General features: G+C 70.7%; 15 protein-coding genes. 10 read left to right on the top strand and 5 right to left on the bottom strand.

The genetic code is table 11. The features are described from left to right. Positions 1–126 precede the first annotated feature (126 nt). Positions 127–1,071, top strand: coding sequence for an NAD(+) diphosphatase (nudC, locus tag OG252_RS18705; RefSeq protein ID WP_329337361.1), 945 nt, complete (start codon positions 127–129; stop codon positions 1,069–1,071). 67 nt (positions 1,072–1,138) lie between these two features. Here nudC and OG252_RS18700 read toward each other — a convergent pair whose 3' ends face one another. Continuing rightward, on the bottom strand, positions 1,139–1,381 hold the full coding sequence (locus tag OG252_RS18700; protein ID WP_266434053.1) for a mycoredoxin: 243 nt from the start codon (positions 1,379–1,381) through the stop codon (positions 1,139–1,141). A 185-nt stretch (positions 1,382–1,566) separates the two neighbouring features. Between OG252_RS18700 and OG252_RS18695 the strand changes: the two genes are divergently transcribed. From OG252_RS18695 to OG252_RS18675, 5 genes are all read left to right on the top strand, one after another. Next, entirely contained in the window at positions 1,567–3,765 is a 2,199-nt protein-coding gene (locus OG252_RS18695) for an ATP-dependent DNA helicase UvrD2 (protein ID WP_329337360.1), read from the top strand. Between the two features lie 166 nt (positions 3,766–3,931). Further along, the gene (locus tag OG252_RS18690) at positions 3,932–4,252 is read left to right on the top strand and encodes a hypothetical protein (RefSeq protein WP_329337358.1); all 321 of its coding nucleotides are present in this window, start codon (positions 3,932–3,934) and stop codon (positions 4,250–4,252) included. 175 nt (positions 4,253–4,427) lie between these two features. Then, a complete protein-coding gene (locus tag OG252_RS18685) occupies positions 4,428–4,796 on the top strand; it encodes a WhiB family transcriptional regulator (protein ID WP_252546277.1) in 369 nt (122 codons plus the stop codon). Further along, a complete protein-coding gene (locus OG252_RS18680) occupies positions 4,793–5,116 on the top strand; it encodes a hypothetical protein (RefSeq protein ID WP_266434045.1) in 324 nt (107 codons plus the stop codon). Before OG252_RS18685 ends, OG252_RS18680 begins: the two co-directional genes overlap by 4 nt. 138 nt (positions 5,117–5,254) lie before the next feature. Next, positions 5,255–5,464, top strand: coding sequence for a hypothetical protein (locus OG252_RS18675; RefSeq protein WP_266434043.1), 210 nt, complete (start codon positions 5,255–5,257; stop codon positions 5,462–5,464). Positions 5,465–5,479: 15 nt separating this feature from the next. Here OG252_RS18675 and OG252_RS18670 read toward each other — a convergent pair whose 3' ends face one another. Both OG252_RS18670 and OG252_RS18665 read right to left on the bottom strand, forming a co-directional pair. Next, positions 5,480–6,856: an ABC1 kinase family protein gene (locus tag OG252_RS18670; RefSeq protein ID WP_266434041.1), complete on the bottom strand. Its 1,377-nt coding sequence runs from the start codon at positions 6,854–6,856 to the stop codon at positions 5,480–5,482. Then, on the bottom strand, positions 6,849–8,063 hold the full coding sequence (locus OG252_RS18665) for a TOMM precursor leader peptide-binding protein (RefSeq protein WP_329345158.1): 1,215 nt from the start codon (positions 8,061–8,063) through the stop codon (positions 6,849–6,851). The genes OG252_RS18670 and OG252_RS18665 overlap by 8 nt, the downstream gene beginning before the upstream one ends. Before the next feature lie 276 nt (positions 8,064–8,339). Here OG252_RS18665 and OG252_RS18660 point away from each other — a divergent pair, with 276 nt between their 5' ends. From OG252_RS18660 to OG252_RS18645, 4 genes are all read left to right on the top strand, one after another. Continuing rightward, positions 8,340–8,936, top strand: a complete 597-nt coding sequence (locus OG252_RS18660) for a M48 metallopeptidase family protein (protein WP_266434039.1) — start codon at positions 8,340–8,342, stop codon at positions 8,934–8,936. A 138-nt stretch (positions 8,937–9,074) separates the two neighbouring features. Further along, the gene (locus OG252_RS18655; protein ID WP_329337352.1) at positions 9,075–10,655 is read left to right on the top strand and encodes a TerD family protein; all 1,581 of its coding nucleotides are present in this window, start codon (positions 9,075–9,077) and stop codon (positions 10,653–10,655) included. A gap of 5 nt (positions 10,656–10,660) precedes the next feature. Further along, on the top strand, positions 10,661–11,338 hold the full coding sequence (locus tag OG252_RS18650) for an AIM24 family protein (protein WP_266434035.1): 678 nt from the start codon (positions 10,661–10,663) through the stop codon (positions 11,336–11,338). Between the two features lie 19 nt (positions 11,339–11,357). Continuing rightward, positions 11,358–12,095: an AIM24 family protein gene (locus OG252_RS18645; RefSeq protein ID WP_329337350.1), complete on the top strand. Its 738-nt coding sequence runs from the start codon at positions 11,358–11,360 to the stop codon at positions 12,093–12,095. 94 nt (positions 12,096–12,189) lie between these two features. Here the strand turns inward: OG252_RS18645 and OG252_RS18640 are convergent, their stop codons facing one another. Together OG252_RS18640 and OG252_RS18635 are read right to left on the bottom strand one after the other, a co-directional pair. Further along, positions 12,190–12,711 carry an NUDIX hydrolase gene (locus tag OG252_RS18640; RefSeq protein WP_266434031.1) on the bottom strand — a complete coding sequence of 174 codons (522 nt, stop codon included), beginning with the start codon at positions 12,709–12,711 and terminating at the stop codon, positions 12,190–12,192. Continuing rightward, positions 12,708–14,159 carry a zinc-dependent metalloprotease gene (locus OG252_RS18635; protein WP_329337348.1) on the bottom strand — a complete coding sequence of 484 codons (1,452 nt, stop codon included), beginning with the start codon at positions 14,157–14,159 and terminating at the stop codon, positions 12,708–12,710. The genes OG252_RS18640 and OG252_RS18635 overlap by 4 nt, the downstream gene beginning before the upstream one ends. Between the last annotated feature and the right edge of the window lie 191 nt (positions 14,160–14,350).

Here is a 14,350-nt window from a genome sequence, read left to right as displayed (position 1 = left end):
CACGCGGGGCACACTGGAAGAACCGCCCCGTACCGCCACGCCCCGCCGGACCCGGTCGCCTCCCGCCGTACGTCCCGCTGAACCGCCCGCGAAACACCCTTTCCCCCGGGGGAGTTGGAAGCACTCGTGACCACCTGGACCGACCACACCGCCGACCGCCCCATCTCGCTCACCGCTCCGAGCGGCATCGACCGGGCCGCCCACCACCGGCTCGACGAGGCCTGGCTCGCGGCGGCATGGAGCCACCCCACCACTCGTTGCTTCGTGGTCTCCGGCGGCCAGGTCCTCATCGACGAGACGGCCGAGGGCCGTACCGAACTCGTCATGACCCCGTCCTTCGAGGCCCCCCTCACCGAGGCACACCGCTACTTCCTCGGCATCGACGAAGAGGGCGTGCGCTACTTCGCCCTCCAGAAGGACGCGCTTCCCGGGCGTATCGACCAGTCCGCACGCGCGGCCGGCCTGCGCGAGGCCGGCCTGCTCCTGTCGCCGCGCGAGGCCGGTCTGATGGTGCACGCGGTCGGGCTGGAGAACTGGCAGCGCACCCACCGCTTCTGCTCCCGCTGCGGCGAACGCACGGTCATCGCCGCGGCCGGCCACATCCGCCGCTGCCAGGCCTGCGGTGCCGAGCACTACCCGCGCACCGACCCCGCCGTGATCATGGCCGTCACCGACGAGGACGACCGCATACTTCTGGGCCGTCAGGTCCACTGGCCCGAAGGCCGCTTCTCGACGCTCGCCGGGTTCGTCGAACCCGGCGAGGCCGTCGAGCAGTCGGTGCGCCGCGAGGTCTTCGAGGAGGCCGGGATCACCATCGGCCAGGTCGAGTACGTCGCCAGCCAGCCCTGGCCCTTCCCGTCCAGTCTCATGCTGGGCTTCATGGCCCGCGCGACCTCGACCGACATCAACGTCGACGGTGACGAGATCCACGAGGCCCGCTGGTTCTCCCGCGACGAACTCGGCGCCGCCTTCGAGTCCGGCGAGGTGCTGCCGCCGTACGGCATCTCGATCGCGGCCCGCCTGATCGAGCTCTGGTACGGCAAGCCGCTGCCGACGAGGAGCTTCGTCTGACACACCACAAGAAGGCGGTCCCTGACGCACGTCAGGGACCGCCTTCCGGAACACGTCCGCGCAGCGGTTACGCGCCGATCTTCTGCTTGACCTGAGCCAGCGAAGGGTTCGTGAGCGTCGAGCCGTCCGGGAAGAGCACGGTCGGAACCGTCTGGTTCCCGCCATTCGCCTTCTCGACGAATGCGGCGGAGTCAGGGTCCTGCTCGATGTTGATCTCGTTGTACGCGATGCCCTCGCGGTCCATCTGGCTCTTCAGCCGACGGCAGTAGCCGCACCACGTGGTGCTGTACATCGTCACAGTGCCCTGCATGTCTCTCGTGCTCCTTCGGCGGGTCGGCGGATGTGCGCTCGCAGTGGGGAAACGTATGTGAAAGGACGACCATTCCCAGTGGCCGGGGTCCGCCGGACGTGACACCTGCCGCATTAGTACGACTACGAGTGCCTGCCTGTGGACAACCGGCTCACCCGTCTCCGGCGACCTGGCAGCATGGCCGTGTGACAGCAGCAACGCACTCCACCCTCTTCCCGCAGACACCGGGCTCGGCCGACGCGGTGCTCGAAGGGCTCGACCCCGAGCAGCGCGAGGTGGCCACCGCCCTGCACGGCCCGGTGTGCGTGCTGGCGGGCGCCGGCACGGGCAAGACACGGGCGATCACCCACCGCATCGCCTACGGCGTGCGCGCCGGGATCCTCCAGCCCTCCAGCGTGCTGGCCGTCACCTTCACCAACCGTGCCGCCGGGGAGATGCGCGGCCGGCTGCGCCAGCTCGGCGCCGCCGGTGTCCAGGCCCGCACCTTCCACTCGGCCGCCCTGCGCCAGCTCCAGTACTTCTGGCCGAAAGCCGTCGGCGGCTCCATGCCCCGGCTGGTCGACCGCAAGGTCCAGCTCGTCGCCGACGCTGCCGCCGCCTGCCGCATCCGCCTCGACCGGGGCGAGCTGCGGGACGTCACCGGTGAGATCGAGTGGTCCAAGGTCACCCAGACCGTCCCCGCCGACTACGCCCTCGCGGCCGCCAAGGCCGGCCGCGAGGCCCCTCGGAACCCGGCGGAGATCGCCCAGGTCTACTCCGCCTACGAGGACCTCAAGCGCGCCCGCGGGGTCATCGACTTCGAGGACGTCCTGCTGCTGACCGTCGCGGTCCTCCAGGACCGGCACGACATCGCCGAGCAGGTTCGCTCCCAGTATCAGCACTTCGTCGTCGACGAGTACCAGGACGTCAGTCCCCTCCAACAGCGCCTGCTGGAGCTGTGGTTGGGCGATCGGGAGAACCTGTGCGTGGTCGGCGACGCCAGCCAGACGATCTATTCGTTCACAGGAGCAACTCCCGACCACCTGCTCGACTTCCGCACCCGCCACCCCGGGGCCACCGTCGTCAAGCTGGTCCGCGACTACCGCTCCACTCCGCAGGTGGTCCATCTCGCCAACGGCCTGCTCGCCCAGGCCCGGGGCCGCGCCGCCGACCACCGGCTGGAGCTGATCTCCCAGCGCACTGCCGGCCCCGAGCCCGTCTACACCGAATGCACCGACGAGCCCGCCGAGGCAGAGGGCGCCGCCCGCCGCATCCGCGAGCTCATCGACGCGGGCTGCCGGGCCAGCGAGATCGCCGTCCTGTTCCGCACCAACTCCCAGTCCGAGACCTACGAACAGGCCCTCGCCGACGCCGGAGTCCCCTACCAGCTGCGAGGTGCCGAGCGGTTCTTCGACCGCCCTGAGGTGCGCAAGGCGGGCGTCGCCCTGCGCGGCGCGGCCCGCTTCGGCGGCAACGACTCCCTCCTCGACGACGCCGTCGACCTGCCCTCCCAGGTGCGTGCCGTGCTGTCGGGCGAGGGCTGGACCACCCAGCCGCCGGCCGGCTCCGGGGCCGTCCGGGAGCGCTGGGAGTCGCTGGCCGCCCTGGTGAACCTCGCGCAGGACTTCGCCGCCTCCAGAACCGGCGCCACTCTGAGCGATCTGGTGGCCGAGCTCGACGAGCGGGCGAGCGCCCAGCACGCCCCGACCGTCGAGGGCGTCACGCTCGCCTCCCTGCACTCGGCCAAGGGACTGGAGTGGGATGTCGTCTTCCTGGTCGGTGTCGCCGAGGGCATGATGCCGATCACCTACGCAAAGACCGACGAGCAGATCGAGGAGGAGCGCCGCCTCCTCTATGTCGGCGTCACCCGTGCCAGAGAGCGCCTGTACGTGTCCTGGGCGCTGTCCCGCGCGCCCGGCGGCCGTCCCAGTCGCAGGCCCAGCCGCTTCCTCGACGGTCTGCGGCCCGGCTCGTCCGGCGCCGCCGGACGGAGTGCCGCGGGCCCCGGGGGTGTCGAGCGGGGCTTCACCACCAGCAGAGCCGGCGCCGCTGTCCCACGGCGCGCGCAGCGCACCCCGGCGCGCTGCCGGGTGTGCGGGCGCACGCTCACCGACGCCGGTGAGCTGAAGCTGATGCGCTGTGAGGACTGCCCGTCGGACATGGACGAGGGGCTCTACGAGCGGCTGCGTGAGTGGCGTGCGGTCCAGGCGCAGCGCAGCGGGCAGCCCGCCTTCTGCGTCTTCACCGACAAGACACTGATGGCGATCGCGGAGTCCGTCCCCGACGACGACGCGGAGCTGGCGCGGATCCCCGGGGTCGGGATGCGCAAGCTCAACCGCTACGGAGCCGATGTCCTGGCGATCTGCGCAGGCCAGGACCTCGCAGGAGAAGAAGTTGAGGACTGACGCGAACTCGTCGAAAAAATAGTTTGCGCATGCCCCAGCAATCCCCATAGGTTCGTAGCCACGAGAACGGAGGCCTTCTCGGAGGCCCCGCTTTCGTGCTGTACTTGCATATCCGTCGGACCGGTTCACCCCCGGTCCCTCTAGACGCCGAGAGGAGGCGATTCCAGTGATCAGCATCAACTTCAGCTCCATCAGCACCGCCAAAGTGACCGATCGCTCGGTCGTCTCCACGTGCATGCTCGGCGTCTCGAACCTGGGCACCGGTCTGTCCGGCATTCCTGCCGTCCGTCCGGCGTCCTCCGTGTCTCTCGCGGGCCTTCCCGTCCGGGAGCGCAATGAGCGACCGACCAAGGCACTGGAAGCAGTAGGGGCACAGGCGCACGTCTATGCCTTTGCGGCCGCCGGTGCCGGTAGCCGGAAGCAGACGACGCAGCACCACCAGATGTGGGCCTTCCGTGGGCCAGAACCCTGGAGTGATCCAGCCTGATCGACCATCAGGCCGGCGCCTTCAGGGCCGCGGAACCCCATCCGGGATCCGCGGCCCTTCTGTTTGTCCCCGAACGGGGACGACGGAGCGAAGGGGCCTCGGGACAAGAAAAGAACCCGGTACCAGCCGCCACTCGGCCCAACAGGGCCGGAACGACAGACGAGGAAGACGAACCGTGCAACTCGAAGCGCACGCCCCGTCCGTACCGCCTTCCGAAACGATCCCCCCGCCCGGCCTCACGGAGGACTCCACCTTGACTCCGCTCACTGCGCTCACCGCGCTCGACGACGCCATCGAGAACCTCGGCGTACCCGTCCCCTGCCGTTCGTACGACCCGGAGGTCTTCTTCGCCGAGTCGCCGGCCGACGTCGAGTACGCCAAGTCGCTCTGCCGCACCTGCCCGCTGGTCGAGGCCTGCCTCGCCGGTGCCAAGGAGCGGCGCGAGCCCTGGGGCGTCTGGGGTGGCGAGCTGTTCGTCCAGGGTGTCGTCGTAGCCCGGAAGCGGCCGCGTGGTCGCCCGCGCAAGAACCCGGTCTCGGCATGAACACCGCAGGAACGATCGATCGCCCCCTCACGCACGACCCCAAGAAGCAGGCCCCGATGAAGCCGTCCATCGACGAACTCGCAGGCTCCGCGCCTGAAGACTTCACCACCAGTGGTGCGATCGACTCGCGCCAGAACAGGACCCGAGAGATGCAACTCATTCCAGAAGCCCTGGCTCGTGCGCATATGCACGAGCGCCTGCAGGACGCCGAGCGGGAACGCCGGGCCACGCGCCTGGTGACCGCTCGCCGGATGCAGCGCCGGGCGGAGCGCGCCTCGCTGCGTGCCCGCCGCGCGCTCGCCATGGCCGTCATGCAGTAATCCCGAACACACCTGAAGCGGTGGCCTCCCGGCCAGGGAGGCGAAGCTCTTCCCGCGGGGGCCGGTCCGTCCGAACGGACCGGCCCCCGCGGTGCGTTGTGTCCGCCGATCCGCACGCCGCGGGGATATCGTCGCCGAGTGACGAGTGTTTCCGGAGGCAGTGACGACGGCGGCTCCGCCAGGGAGTCCGAGCCCCTTGTGTGCGCTCGGTGCGGCACCGCGGCCGAGGGCCCGCAGCCCACTTGGACCTGCTCCGTGGAGAACGGCGTCCGTCAGTACTTCTGCGACACCTGCTCCCGGGAGAACCTCAGGGCGATTGAGGGGCGGCTGGACTCGGCCTGGTGGTGAGGCTCCCGCCAAGCCTCACGCCTCCGCCGCCGGCTCCTCCAGGCCCTCCTCCAGGTCCTCCTCCGGCAGGAACCCCGGCAGCCACTCCTCCAGTTCCTCACGCAGGCGCACTGTCGCGCCCAGCTGGCACAGCACCCCGATCGTGCTCAGCGTCACCCTGTGGATGAGGAGATACGCCGGCGGCAGGTTGAGCTGCTTGGCCAGCTGGTAGGCGGGGGAGCGCGGGTCGCCGATCCGGGTCGCCTGGCTGCGCATCCAGCTGCGGGTGAAGGTGAACTCCTCGGCCTGGGCCGGTTCGATGATCGGCAGGAGGTAGTCGAGGACGGCGTCCGGGTCCAGCTCTATGGATTCCTTGACGAAGCCCTCGGCGCGGAGGAGTTCGTACACGGCGTCCGCCTCGCCGTCGAGCGTCATCCGCAGGGAGATGCCGATCGGGGTCGGCAGGCCACCCGGGAGACGGTCGACCGTGCCGAAGTCCAGAACGCCCAGGCGCCAGTCGTCCTCGCCTTCCGGGCCACCGGGCAGGAGGCGGAAGTTGCCCGGGTGCGGGTCGGCGTGCAGCAGTCCGGTGCGGGCGGGGCCGGAGAACAGGAAGCGGGCCAGGAGCTGGCCGGCTCGGTCGCGCTGTTCCCGGGTGCCGTCGGCGATCACCTCGGACATCGGGATGCCGTCCATCCACTCCGTGATCAGCACCTGATCGCACTGATGCACCACATCGGGCACCACGACGTCCGGATCGCCGGCGAACTCCTCGGCATGGGCCCGCTGGGCCTGTGCCTCCAGGCCGTAGTCCAGTTCCTCGGAGACGCGGTCCTTGAGCTCCGAGATCAACGGCTTGATGTCCACACCGGGAATGAGGGGACCCAGTAGGCGAGCGAAACGGCTCAACTGGTTCAGGTCGGACAGCAGGGCCTCGCCCGCTCCGGGGTACTGCACCTTGACCGCCACCTCACGGCCGTCGCGCCACACCCCGCGATGCACCTGGCCGATGGAGGCGGCCGCCGAGGGCTTGTCCTCGAACTCGAGGAACAACTCCTGCCAGTCCTGGCCGAGCCGCTCCTCCAGCACCGCGTGCACGGTGCGCGTCGGCATCGGAGGCGCCGCCTCCTGAAGCTTGGTCAGTGCCGCCCGGTAGGGGCCGGCGACCTCCTCGGGGAGCGCCGACTCGAAGACGGACAGGGCCTGGCCGAACTTCATGGCGCCGCCCTTGAGCTCGCCGAGCACCTTGAACAGTTGGTCGGCTGTGCGCTGCTGCAGCTCGCGGCCGACCAGCTCGGCGGACTCGCCGACGATCCGCTTGCCCAGTCCCCAGGTCGCCCGTCCGGCGAAACCGAGCGGCAGCGCGGCGAGCTTGGCGGTACGGGTGACCGCCTTGCGGGGAAGATCAGACATGCGCCCTCCAGGTCCCAGCAAGCCGCGCCGCGTGTGTCGTACGGCGTAACTCCTTCGACGGTTGTTGCTCCGCCATTGTCTCGTGCGACTCCTCGTACTTGGGTGTGTGTTCCCCCTTACCTTTCTCCGCTGCTCCGCACCAGCATGCGGGGTGCCCCCAGACCGGCCGCGCATGCCAGTGAAGGGTGGGCAGGGAGACCTCCCAGCGTGCGCCGACGCTAGACGGGACCTTGCCGTCCAGGAAGGCGAGCGCGTGCGCGGCGGCAAGGCCCGCGACCGTCGTGGCCAGCGCCAGATCGCAGGAACGCTCCCGGCGCGGCCCGCCGGAGCGCCACTGCGCGATCAGACGGGGCCACACCTGGTCACGGTCGGTGCGCGCCTCGTGCAGACAGCCGGCGCAGCCCGTCTCGCCCGGCAGCACGAACGGACCGACCACCCCGGTCGCCTCCACCACGCCAACGTACAGATGGGGTGTGCCGGAGGTGATCAGGGGGTCGGCGGCGGACGGGAGTGGCGCGTGCACGTCGATGTCGTCGCGTGGGGCGAGGATCACGAGGGAGAAGCCGGTGTCGTCGCTCTCGGTCGGCGTGCGGGGGCCGCGGCGCGGTGGGCGGTCGGGCGCCGACCGTCGCACGGCGCGCCGCGCGGCCTCCTGCCTGCGGTCGCCGACGGACTCGGCGGGCAGCCCGCCCGGCGCCACGTCCCCCGGCTCGACCGAGCCCACATCGCGCACGTCGACCTCGCCCACCCCGGCCCCCGACAGCAGCGAGGCCAGGACCGCGCCCACCCGGCCTGCTCCTCTCACCTGGACGCGCAGGGAGCGGCGGGCGGCCAGGAGCCTGATCGCCTCGCCCGGTTCGGACGTCGTCAGGGAGAGCGAGGCCAGGTCGGGACGCAGCCGGTCGAGGACCTCCTTCTTGGTGCGCAGGGCCTCGGCGGCCGGCCCGCCGCCCTTGGCGTCGTCGACCAGCCCGGCCCGCGCGAGCCGCTCCACCAGCGCGTCGACATGCCCGTCCGGCAAGTCCATGCGACGGCCCTCCTCCCGCAGGAGCGGCAGACCGCGCGTGCCGTTGAGCAGGTCGAGGAAACTGCCCGTCGCCGTGTCCATCGGACCCAGCGTCATCGCGTGCGCCGGGGTCATCCCAAACTGCACGGTGTTGAGATCACGCCAGCCGCGCCGGAGCGCGGGCTTCACAAGCGGAACCAACGAAACCGTCGGATGCGGATCCATCGACTGCATGACAGGCCCCCGTAGCCCTCGTAGAACATCCCCGAACGTCCCCGCCTGCCGGTGGAGGTCGTCTGGCAGCTCCGCCGGCTGGAGCCAGCATGCCCGGGCCCGGCGCCGGGTGCCCAAAGTTGTCCACAGGCAGGGGGTGTTAGTCGTACAAGTCAGTCGTATGAATCAAACGCATGTGGGGGATCGGAACGGAACCGACCCGGAGTCGGGACTTCCCCTGTGCGCAACGGGTAACGTCGGGGCGTGCCCGCCGACCCACTGCACCGCGCCGGAACGCCACAGCGCAGTACGACGAGCCTGCCGTCGAGCGGCTCGGGGGCGAGCGCGATCGAGGTGCGCAGGAGTTCCCGTCGACGCCGGACGGTCTCCGCGTACCGCGAGGGCGATCGCACCGTCGTGCTCATCCCTGCCCGGATGTCCGAGGCCGAGGAACAGCGCTGGGTGAGCGTCATGCTCGACAAACTGGCCGCCCAGGAGAGCAAACGGGTCCTCGGCGACGCCGAGTTGGCCGAGCGTGCCGAACGCCTGTCGGCCCAGTACTTCGACGGCCGGGCCCGGCCGAACTCGGTGCGCTGGGTCACCAACCAGAACACCCGCTGGGGCTCGTGCACCCCGTCCGAGGGCAGCATCCGGCTGTCTCACCGCCTGCAGGGCATGCCCGAGTACGTCGTTGACTACGTCCTCCTCCACGAGCTGGCGCATCTGCTCGTCCCCGGGCACGGCCCCCGCTTCTGGCGGCTGCTGGAGGCGTATCCGCGCACCGAGCGGGCCCGCGGCTATCTCGAAGGAGTGGTCGCCGCCGAGCGGTTGCCCCACCTTCCGGCCGCGCGCGGAGAGTGACGGCCGCCCCGACGGCGGGTCGTATCGGGAGCCGCGCGGGATTTTGTACCGGATCTGTACCGACTTCCTCGGGTGTCCGACTTTGCAGTTAGCCTGTCGCGACGCACTCGCATTCGGGATGGGGGACGGTCGTTACGCATGGCCAGGGAATTCCAACGCGGCCACAAGGCCAAGATCAGTGACCTCACCGCGGGCACGGATCTGTACGTAGGCGTACAGATCTCCGGCCCCGGGCTGACCTTCGACATCAGCTGCTTCGGACTCGACGCCGACGAACAGCTCTCGGACGACCGGTACTTCGTCTTCTTCAACCAGCCGAAGTCCCCCGAGGAATCCATCCAGCTCCTGGGCGCGCAGGCGGGTGACACAGAGGCCTTCAGAATCACGCTCGACAAGATCCCGCCGCAGATCCAGAAGCTGTCGTTCACGGCGACGATCGACGGCGCCGGCCAGATGTCGCAGATCGCCCCCGGATACGTCCGTATCGTCGCCGGCGGCGAGGAGGTCGCCCGGTACTCCTTCGCCGGCGGCGAGTTCTCCACGGAACGGGCCGTCATGCTGGGCGACCTGTACCTGAAGGACGTCTGGCGGTTCGCCGCGGTCGGGCAGGGCTTCGACGGCGGCCTCGACGCGCTGCTGAAGAACTTCGGCGGCGAGGTCGCCGAGGAGGAGCCCGCGCCCGCACCGGGCGCCCCGGCGCAGACCCAGGCACCGGCGTTCGCGCCGCCGCCGCAGGCCGCCGCGCCCCCGGCACCTCCCGCCCCCGCGCCGGCTCCCTCCTTCGGAGCCCCCGCCCCCACGGCCCCGTCCGTCCACACGGCACCGACGATCGCCGGGACCACCCCGCCCGCCGGATTCGGTACGCCGCCCGGCGTCCCGCCGCAGGCCGCCCCCGCGCCCACGAGCCCGCAGATGTTCACGCCCCCCGGGGCACCCGCCGGCCAGTTCACGCCCCCTGGGGCACCCGCCGGCCAGTTCGCGCCTCCGGGCGCCCCCGGCGCCTTCCCGGGCCAGGCCCAGCCCTTCGGCGGCGCCACAACGCTGGCGCCGGTGCCGCCCGAGGCGAACGTCCGTGTCGTCCTCACGAAGTACGCGGAAGCCCCCGTGGGGGACCGCTGGACCGAGCAGAACCCGCAGCTGGTGCGGGCCACGCTCACCAAGGGTGCCAACATCCTCGCCAAGCAGGGCAGCATGGTCGCCTACCAGGGCGACATCGACTTCGCCCACAAGGGCTCCGGGCTGCTCGGCAAGCTCACCGGGGCGCTCACCGGCCAGGGCATGTCCCTGATGCGCTGTTCCGGTGACGGCGAGGTCTTCCTCGCCGACGAGGCCAGTCGGGTGTTCGTCATCCGCCTCCAGGGGGAGCAGCTCTACACCAGCGCGCAGGGTGTGCTCGCCTTCGACGAGGCCCTGGACACCGAGGTGCGCCGTATCGAGGGCGCGGGGCTGCCGGGCGGCGGGCTGTTCAGCATGCTCTTCTCGGGGACCGGAGCGGTCGCCGTGAAGACACGCGGCGTGCCGGTCGTGATCCCCGTGGGTCCGGCCACCTACGTCGACGGGAACGCCGTCATCGCCTGGTCCGCCGGTGCGCAGGCCGTCACCACCACCGCGCTCAGGCTGCGCCGTTCCGGCTACTCCCGGCAGACCTCGGAGGCCGTGAACCTCCAGTTCCGCGGCGCCCCCGGCAACTTCGTCGTCGTACAGCCCTTCGAGGTGTGAGGCCCATGGACACCCAGACTCTCAGCGCTCACCGCGCCGCTTCCACCGGCGTCCGGATGACGGTGCACAGCTCCAAGACGCTCAAGGTCACCATGGCCAGCGGACACGATCTGCTGGCCAAGGCCGGCTCGATGATCGCGTACGAGGGCTATGTGCAGTTCGACGGGCCGCCGGCCACCCTGCGCCGTTCGGCGGAGGAGATGGTCACCGGTGAGGGCGGCAGGCTGATGCTCTGCCGCGGTGACGGCGACCTCTACCTCGCCGACTACGGGGGCGATGTCCTCGTCCTGCACCTGAACGGCGAGGCGCTCTCGGTCAACGGCGCCACGCTGTTGGCCTGCGACGCCGCGCTGGAGCTGACCATCGAGCCGGTCAAGGGGCTCGCCAAGCTGTCCGGCTCGGGCCTGACCAACCTCGTCATCCGGGGCACCGGCTGGGTGGCGCTGGTTAGCCGGGGCATTCCGATGGCCTTGGACTGCGCCGAACGCGAGACCTACGTCGACCCGGACGCGCTGATCGCCTGGACGACCGGCATGGACATGAAGGCGCGCCGCACGGTCAAGGCGAGCGCCCTCATCGGCCGGGGCAGTGGTGAGGCCTTCCAGATCGGCTTCAAGGGACAGGGCTTCGTGGTCGTCCAGCCGAGCGAGGACACCGGCGACCGATTCAAGATCCGGGGCTGAAGGGAGCACCACGCACATCATGCACAGCACACTCTTCGCACACGTCCCGGTGGAGTCCACCGGCCGCTACACCCTGCAGAACCCGCAGCTCCTGAAGACCGACGTCACCCGGGGCAGCAGCCCCATACTCGCCCGCCAGGGCGCCATGGTGGCCTTCGAGGGGCAGGTCGAGTTCGACAGCCAGTACCGCAACCGCAGCTGGCGCAATGTCGAGCGGATGACCGGCGAGCGCCTGGAACTCATGCGCTGCAAGGGCAACGGCATCGTCTATCTCGCCAACCTCGCTCAGCACCTGCACATCATGGAGGTCGGCCGCGGTCTGACCGTCGACAGCTCCTACGTCCTCGCCTTCGACGGCTCCCTGGGTGTCGGCATCGTCGCGGTCGACAGTGCCGTGGAGATCGCCGCGGCGGGTGCCTACAACCTGGAGCTGACCGGGTCCGGGCAGGTCGTGCTCATGACCTCGGGCGAGCCGCTGGTAATGGAGGTGACCCCGGAGAAGAACGTCTGCTGCGACGCGGACGCCGTGGTCGCCTGGTCCACGTCCCTGCGGACCCAGCTCCAGGCCCCCACCTCCACGTCCGCCGTGTGGCGCCGCAAGGGCTCCACCGGCGAGGGCTGGGAGATGCAGTTCTCCGGCACGGGGCACGTCCTGGTGCAGCCCAGCGAGCTGCTGCCGCCGCAGCACCTTCGCTCGTCGGGGATGCTCGGCCAGTTCGGCATGCGCGGGAACTCCCTCGGGGGGAGCAACGCCTGAGCCCCGGTATCGCCGGAGACGAACGTAAGGGGCGATCGCCATGGCGGTCGCCCCTTACACACGTTCACAGCCCCACACGTTCACAGCCCCACGTTCAGAGCCTCGCGCGGGTCGCTTCCAGCAGCCGTACGACCGACTCGTCCGCCACGGACGCCACCTCGTCGTATCCGAACCAGCGCACGTCGAGCGACTCGTCGCTGACCGCGTGCGCCGCGTCGGGCGGGGCCACGGCCGCGTACTGGACGTCGAAGTGCCAGTGGCACGGCGCCGGGATCGCATGCCGGTCGAGGGCCACCGGGCCGCCCGGAAGCAGCGTCAGCCCCTCGACGCCGGACTCCTCCGTCGCCTCACGCAGGGCCGCCGCCTCCAGGGAGGCGTCCTGCGGCTCGCAGTGGCCGCCCATCTGGAGCCACATGCGCAGCTTCTTGTGGAGCGTGAGCAGCACGCGGCCGCGCTCCGGGTCGATCACCAGGGCGCTCGCCGTGAGGTGACCGGCCCGGCACGCCTTCCACATGCCGTCCGGATGTGCGGCGAGGTGGTCCAGGTAGGTCTGGCGCAGCTCTTCCTGGCCCTCGTAGCTCTTCAGTACGAGGACCGCGTCGTCGGACAGGCTCACTCGGTGTCGTCGCCCTTGTCGGTGTCCTTGGCGTCGGTGGAGCCGTTGCCCTTCTTCTTGAGGTCGGGCTTGTCCGCCGCCTCGCCGAGCATCTTGTCCAGCTCGGAGAAGTCCAGCTGCTCGCGGTGCACGAAGCCGTCCGGGTCGTCCAGGTCGGAGGCCGTCGGCAGCATGTCCGGGTGCGCCCACAGGGCGTCCCGGCCGTCGACACCGCGCGCGTCGGTGAGCGAGGCCCACAGACGGGAGGCGTCGCGCAGGCGGCGCGGGCGCAGCTCCAGGCCGATCAGCGTGGCGAACGTCTGCTCGGCGGGGCCGCCCGAGGCACGGCGGCGGCGCAGCGTCTCGCGCAGCGCGTCCGCGGACGACAGCCGCGGCTTGGCGGCCGCGTGCACCACCGCGTCCACCCAGCCCTCGACGAGCGCCAGGGCCGTCTCCAGACGGGCCAGGGCGGCCTTCTGCTCGGGCGTGTCCTCCGGCTGGAACATGCCCTGCTGAAGGGCGTCCTGCAGCTGCTCGGGGTTCTGCGGGTCGAACTGGCCGACCACGTCCTCCAGCTTGGCGGTGTCGACCTTGATCCCGCGCGCGTAGCCGTCGACCGCGCCGAACAGGTGCGAGCGCAGCCACGGCACGTGGGCGAACAGGCGCTGGTGGGCGGCCTCGCGCAGGGCGAGATACAGCCGCACCTCCTCCTTCGACACGCCGAGGTCCTTGCCCAACGCCTCCATGTTCACCGGCAGCAGCGCGGCCTTGCCGACCGGGCCGAGCGGCAGGCCGATGTCCGTGGAACCGACGACCTCGCCCGCGAGCACGCCGACGGCCTGCCCGATCTGTGTGCCGAACATGGCGCCGCCCATCGAGCGCATCATGCCGATCAGCGGGCCGGCCATGGCCTGCATCTCCTCCGGCAGGACGTCGCCCATGGCCGCGCCGACGCGCTCGGCGACCGGGTCCACGAGCTCCTTCCACGCGGGCAGGGTCGCCTCGACCCACTCCGCGCGGCTCCACGCCACCGCGGAGCCCGCGCCGGACGGCAGGGACGTCGCGTCGTCGAGCCACAGGTCGGCCAGCCGGACGGCCTCCTCGACCGCGGTGCGATCGGCGGGGCCGACGCTCGCGTCCTTGGTGCCGTCGGCCGTGCCCTGGGAGACCGTCTGGCGGGCGATCTGCTTGGCCATGTCCCAGTTCACCGGGCCGCCCTCGTACGAGAGCATCTGGCCCAGCTGCTGGAAGGCGGCGCCCAGGTCGTTGGGGTTCAGCGAACCGAACATGGCAGCGAGCGGATTGTCCGCACCGGGGCCGCCAAAGCCACCGGCGCCGGGCAGCCCGCCGAAACCGAACGGGTTGGCCGGGCCCTGACCACCGCCGCTCTGCGGGTCCTTCTTCTTGCCCTCGTCGCCGTCGTCCGGCTCCTCCGGCGGAAGGCCGAATCCGAATGGGGTGTCACTCACGGGATTCCTCGGCTGGTAAGGCCGCCGGTTGTCTCCGACGGCTGACTGCCCGATAACACCACCCAGCGTAGACACCCGAGGCGCTCGGGGCCTCGGTGCTTCGCCGACTCTCGGCCTGCGGCAGGATGGATGCCACCTGGTACGTACGCGTCACTCGCGTGCGTACTGAAGACAACCGCTGGAGACGCCCG

The organism is Streptomyces sp. NBC_01352, from assembly GCF_036237295.1.
In the GTDB taxonomy this organism is placed as follows: Bacteria; Actinomycetota; Actinomycetes; order Streptomycetales; family Streptomycetaceae; genus Streptomyces; species Streptomyces plumbiresistens.
This window is presented reverse-complemented; position numbering and strand designations above follow the sequence as displayed.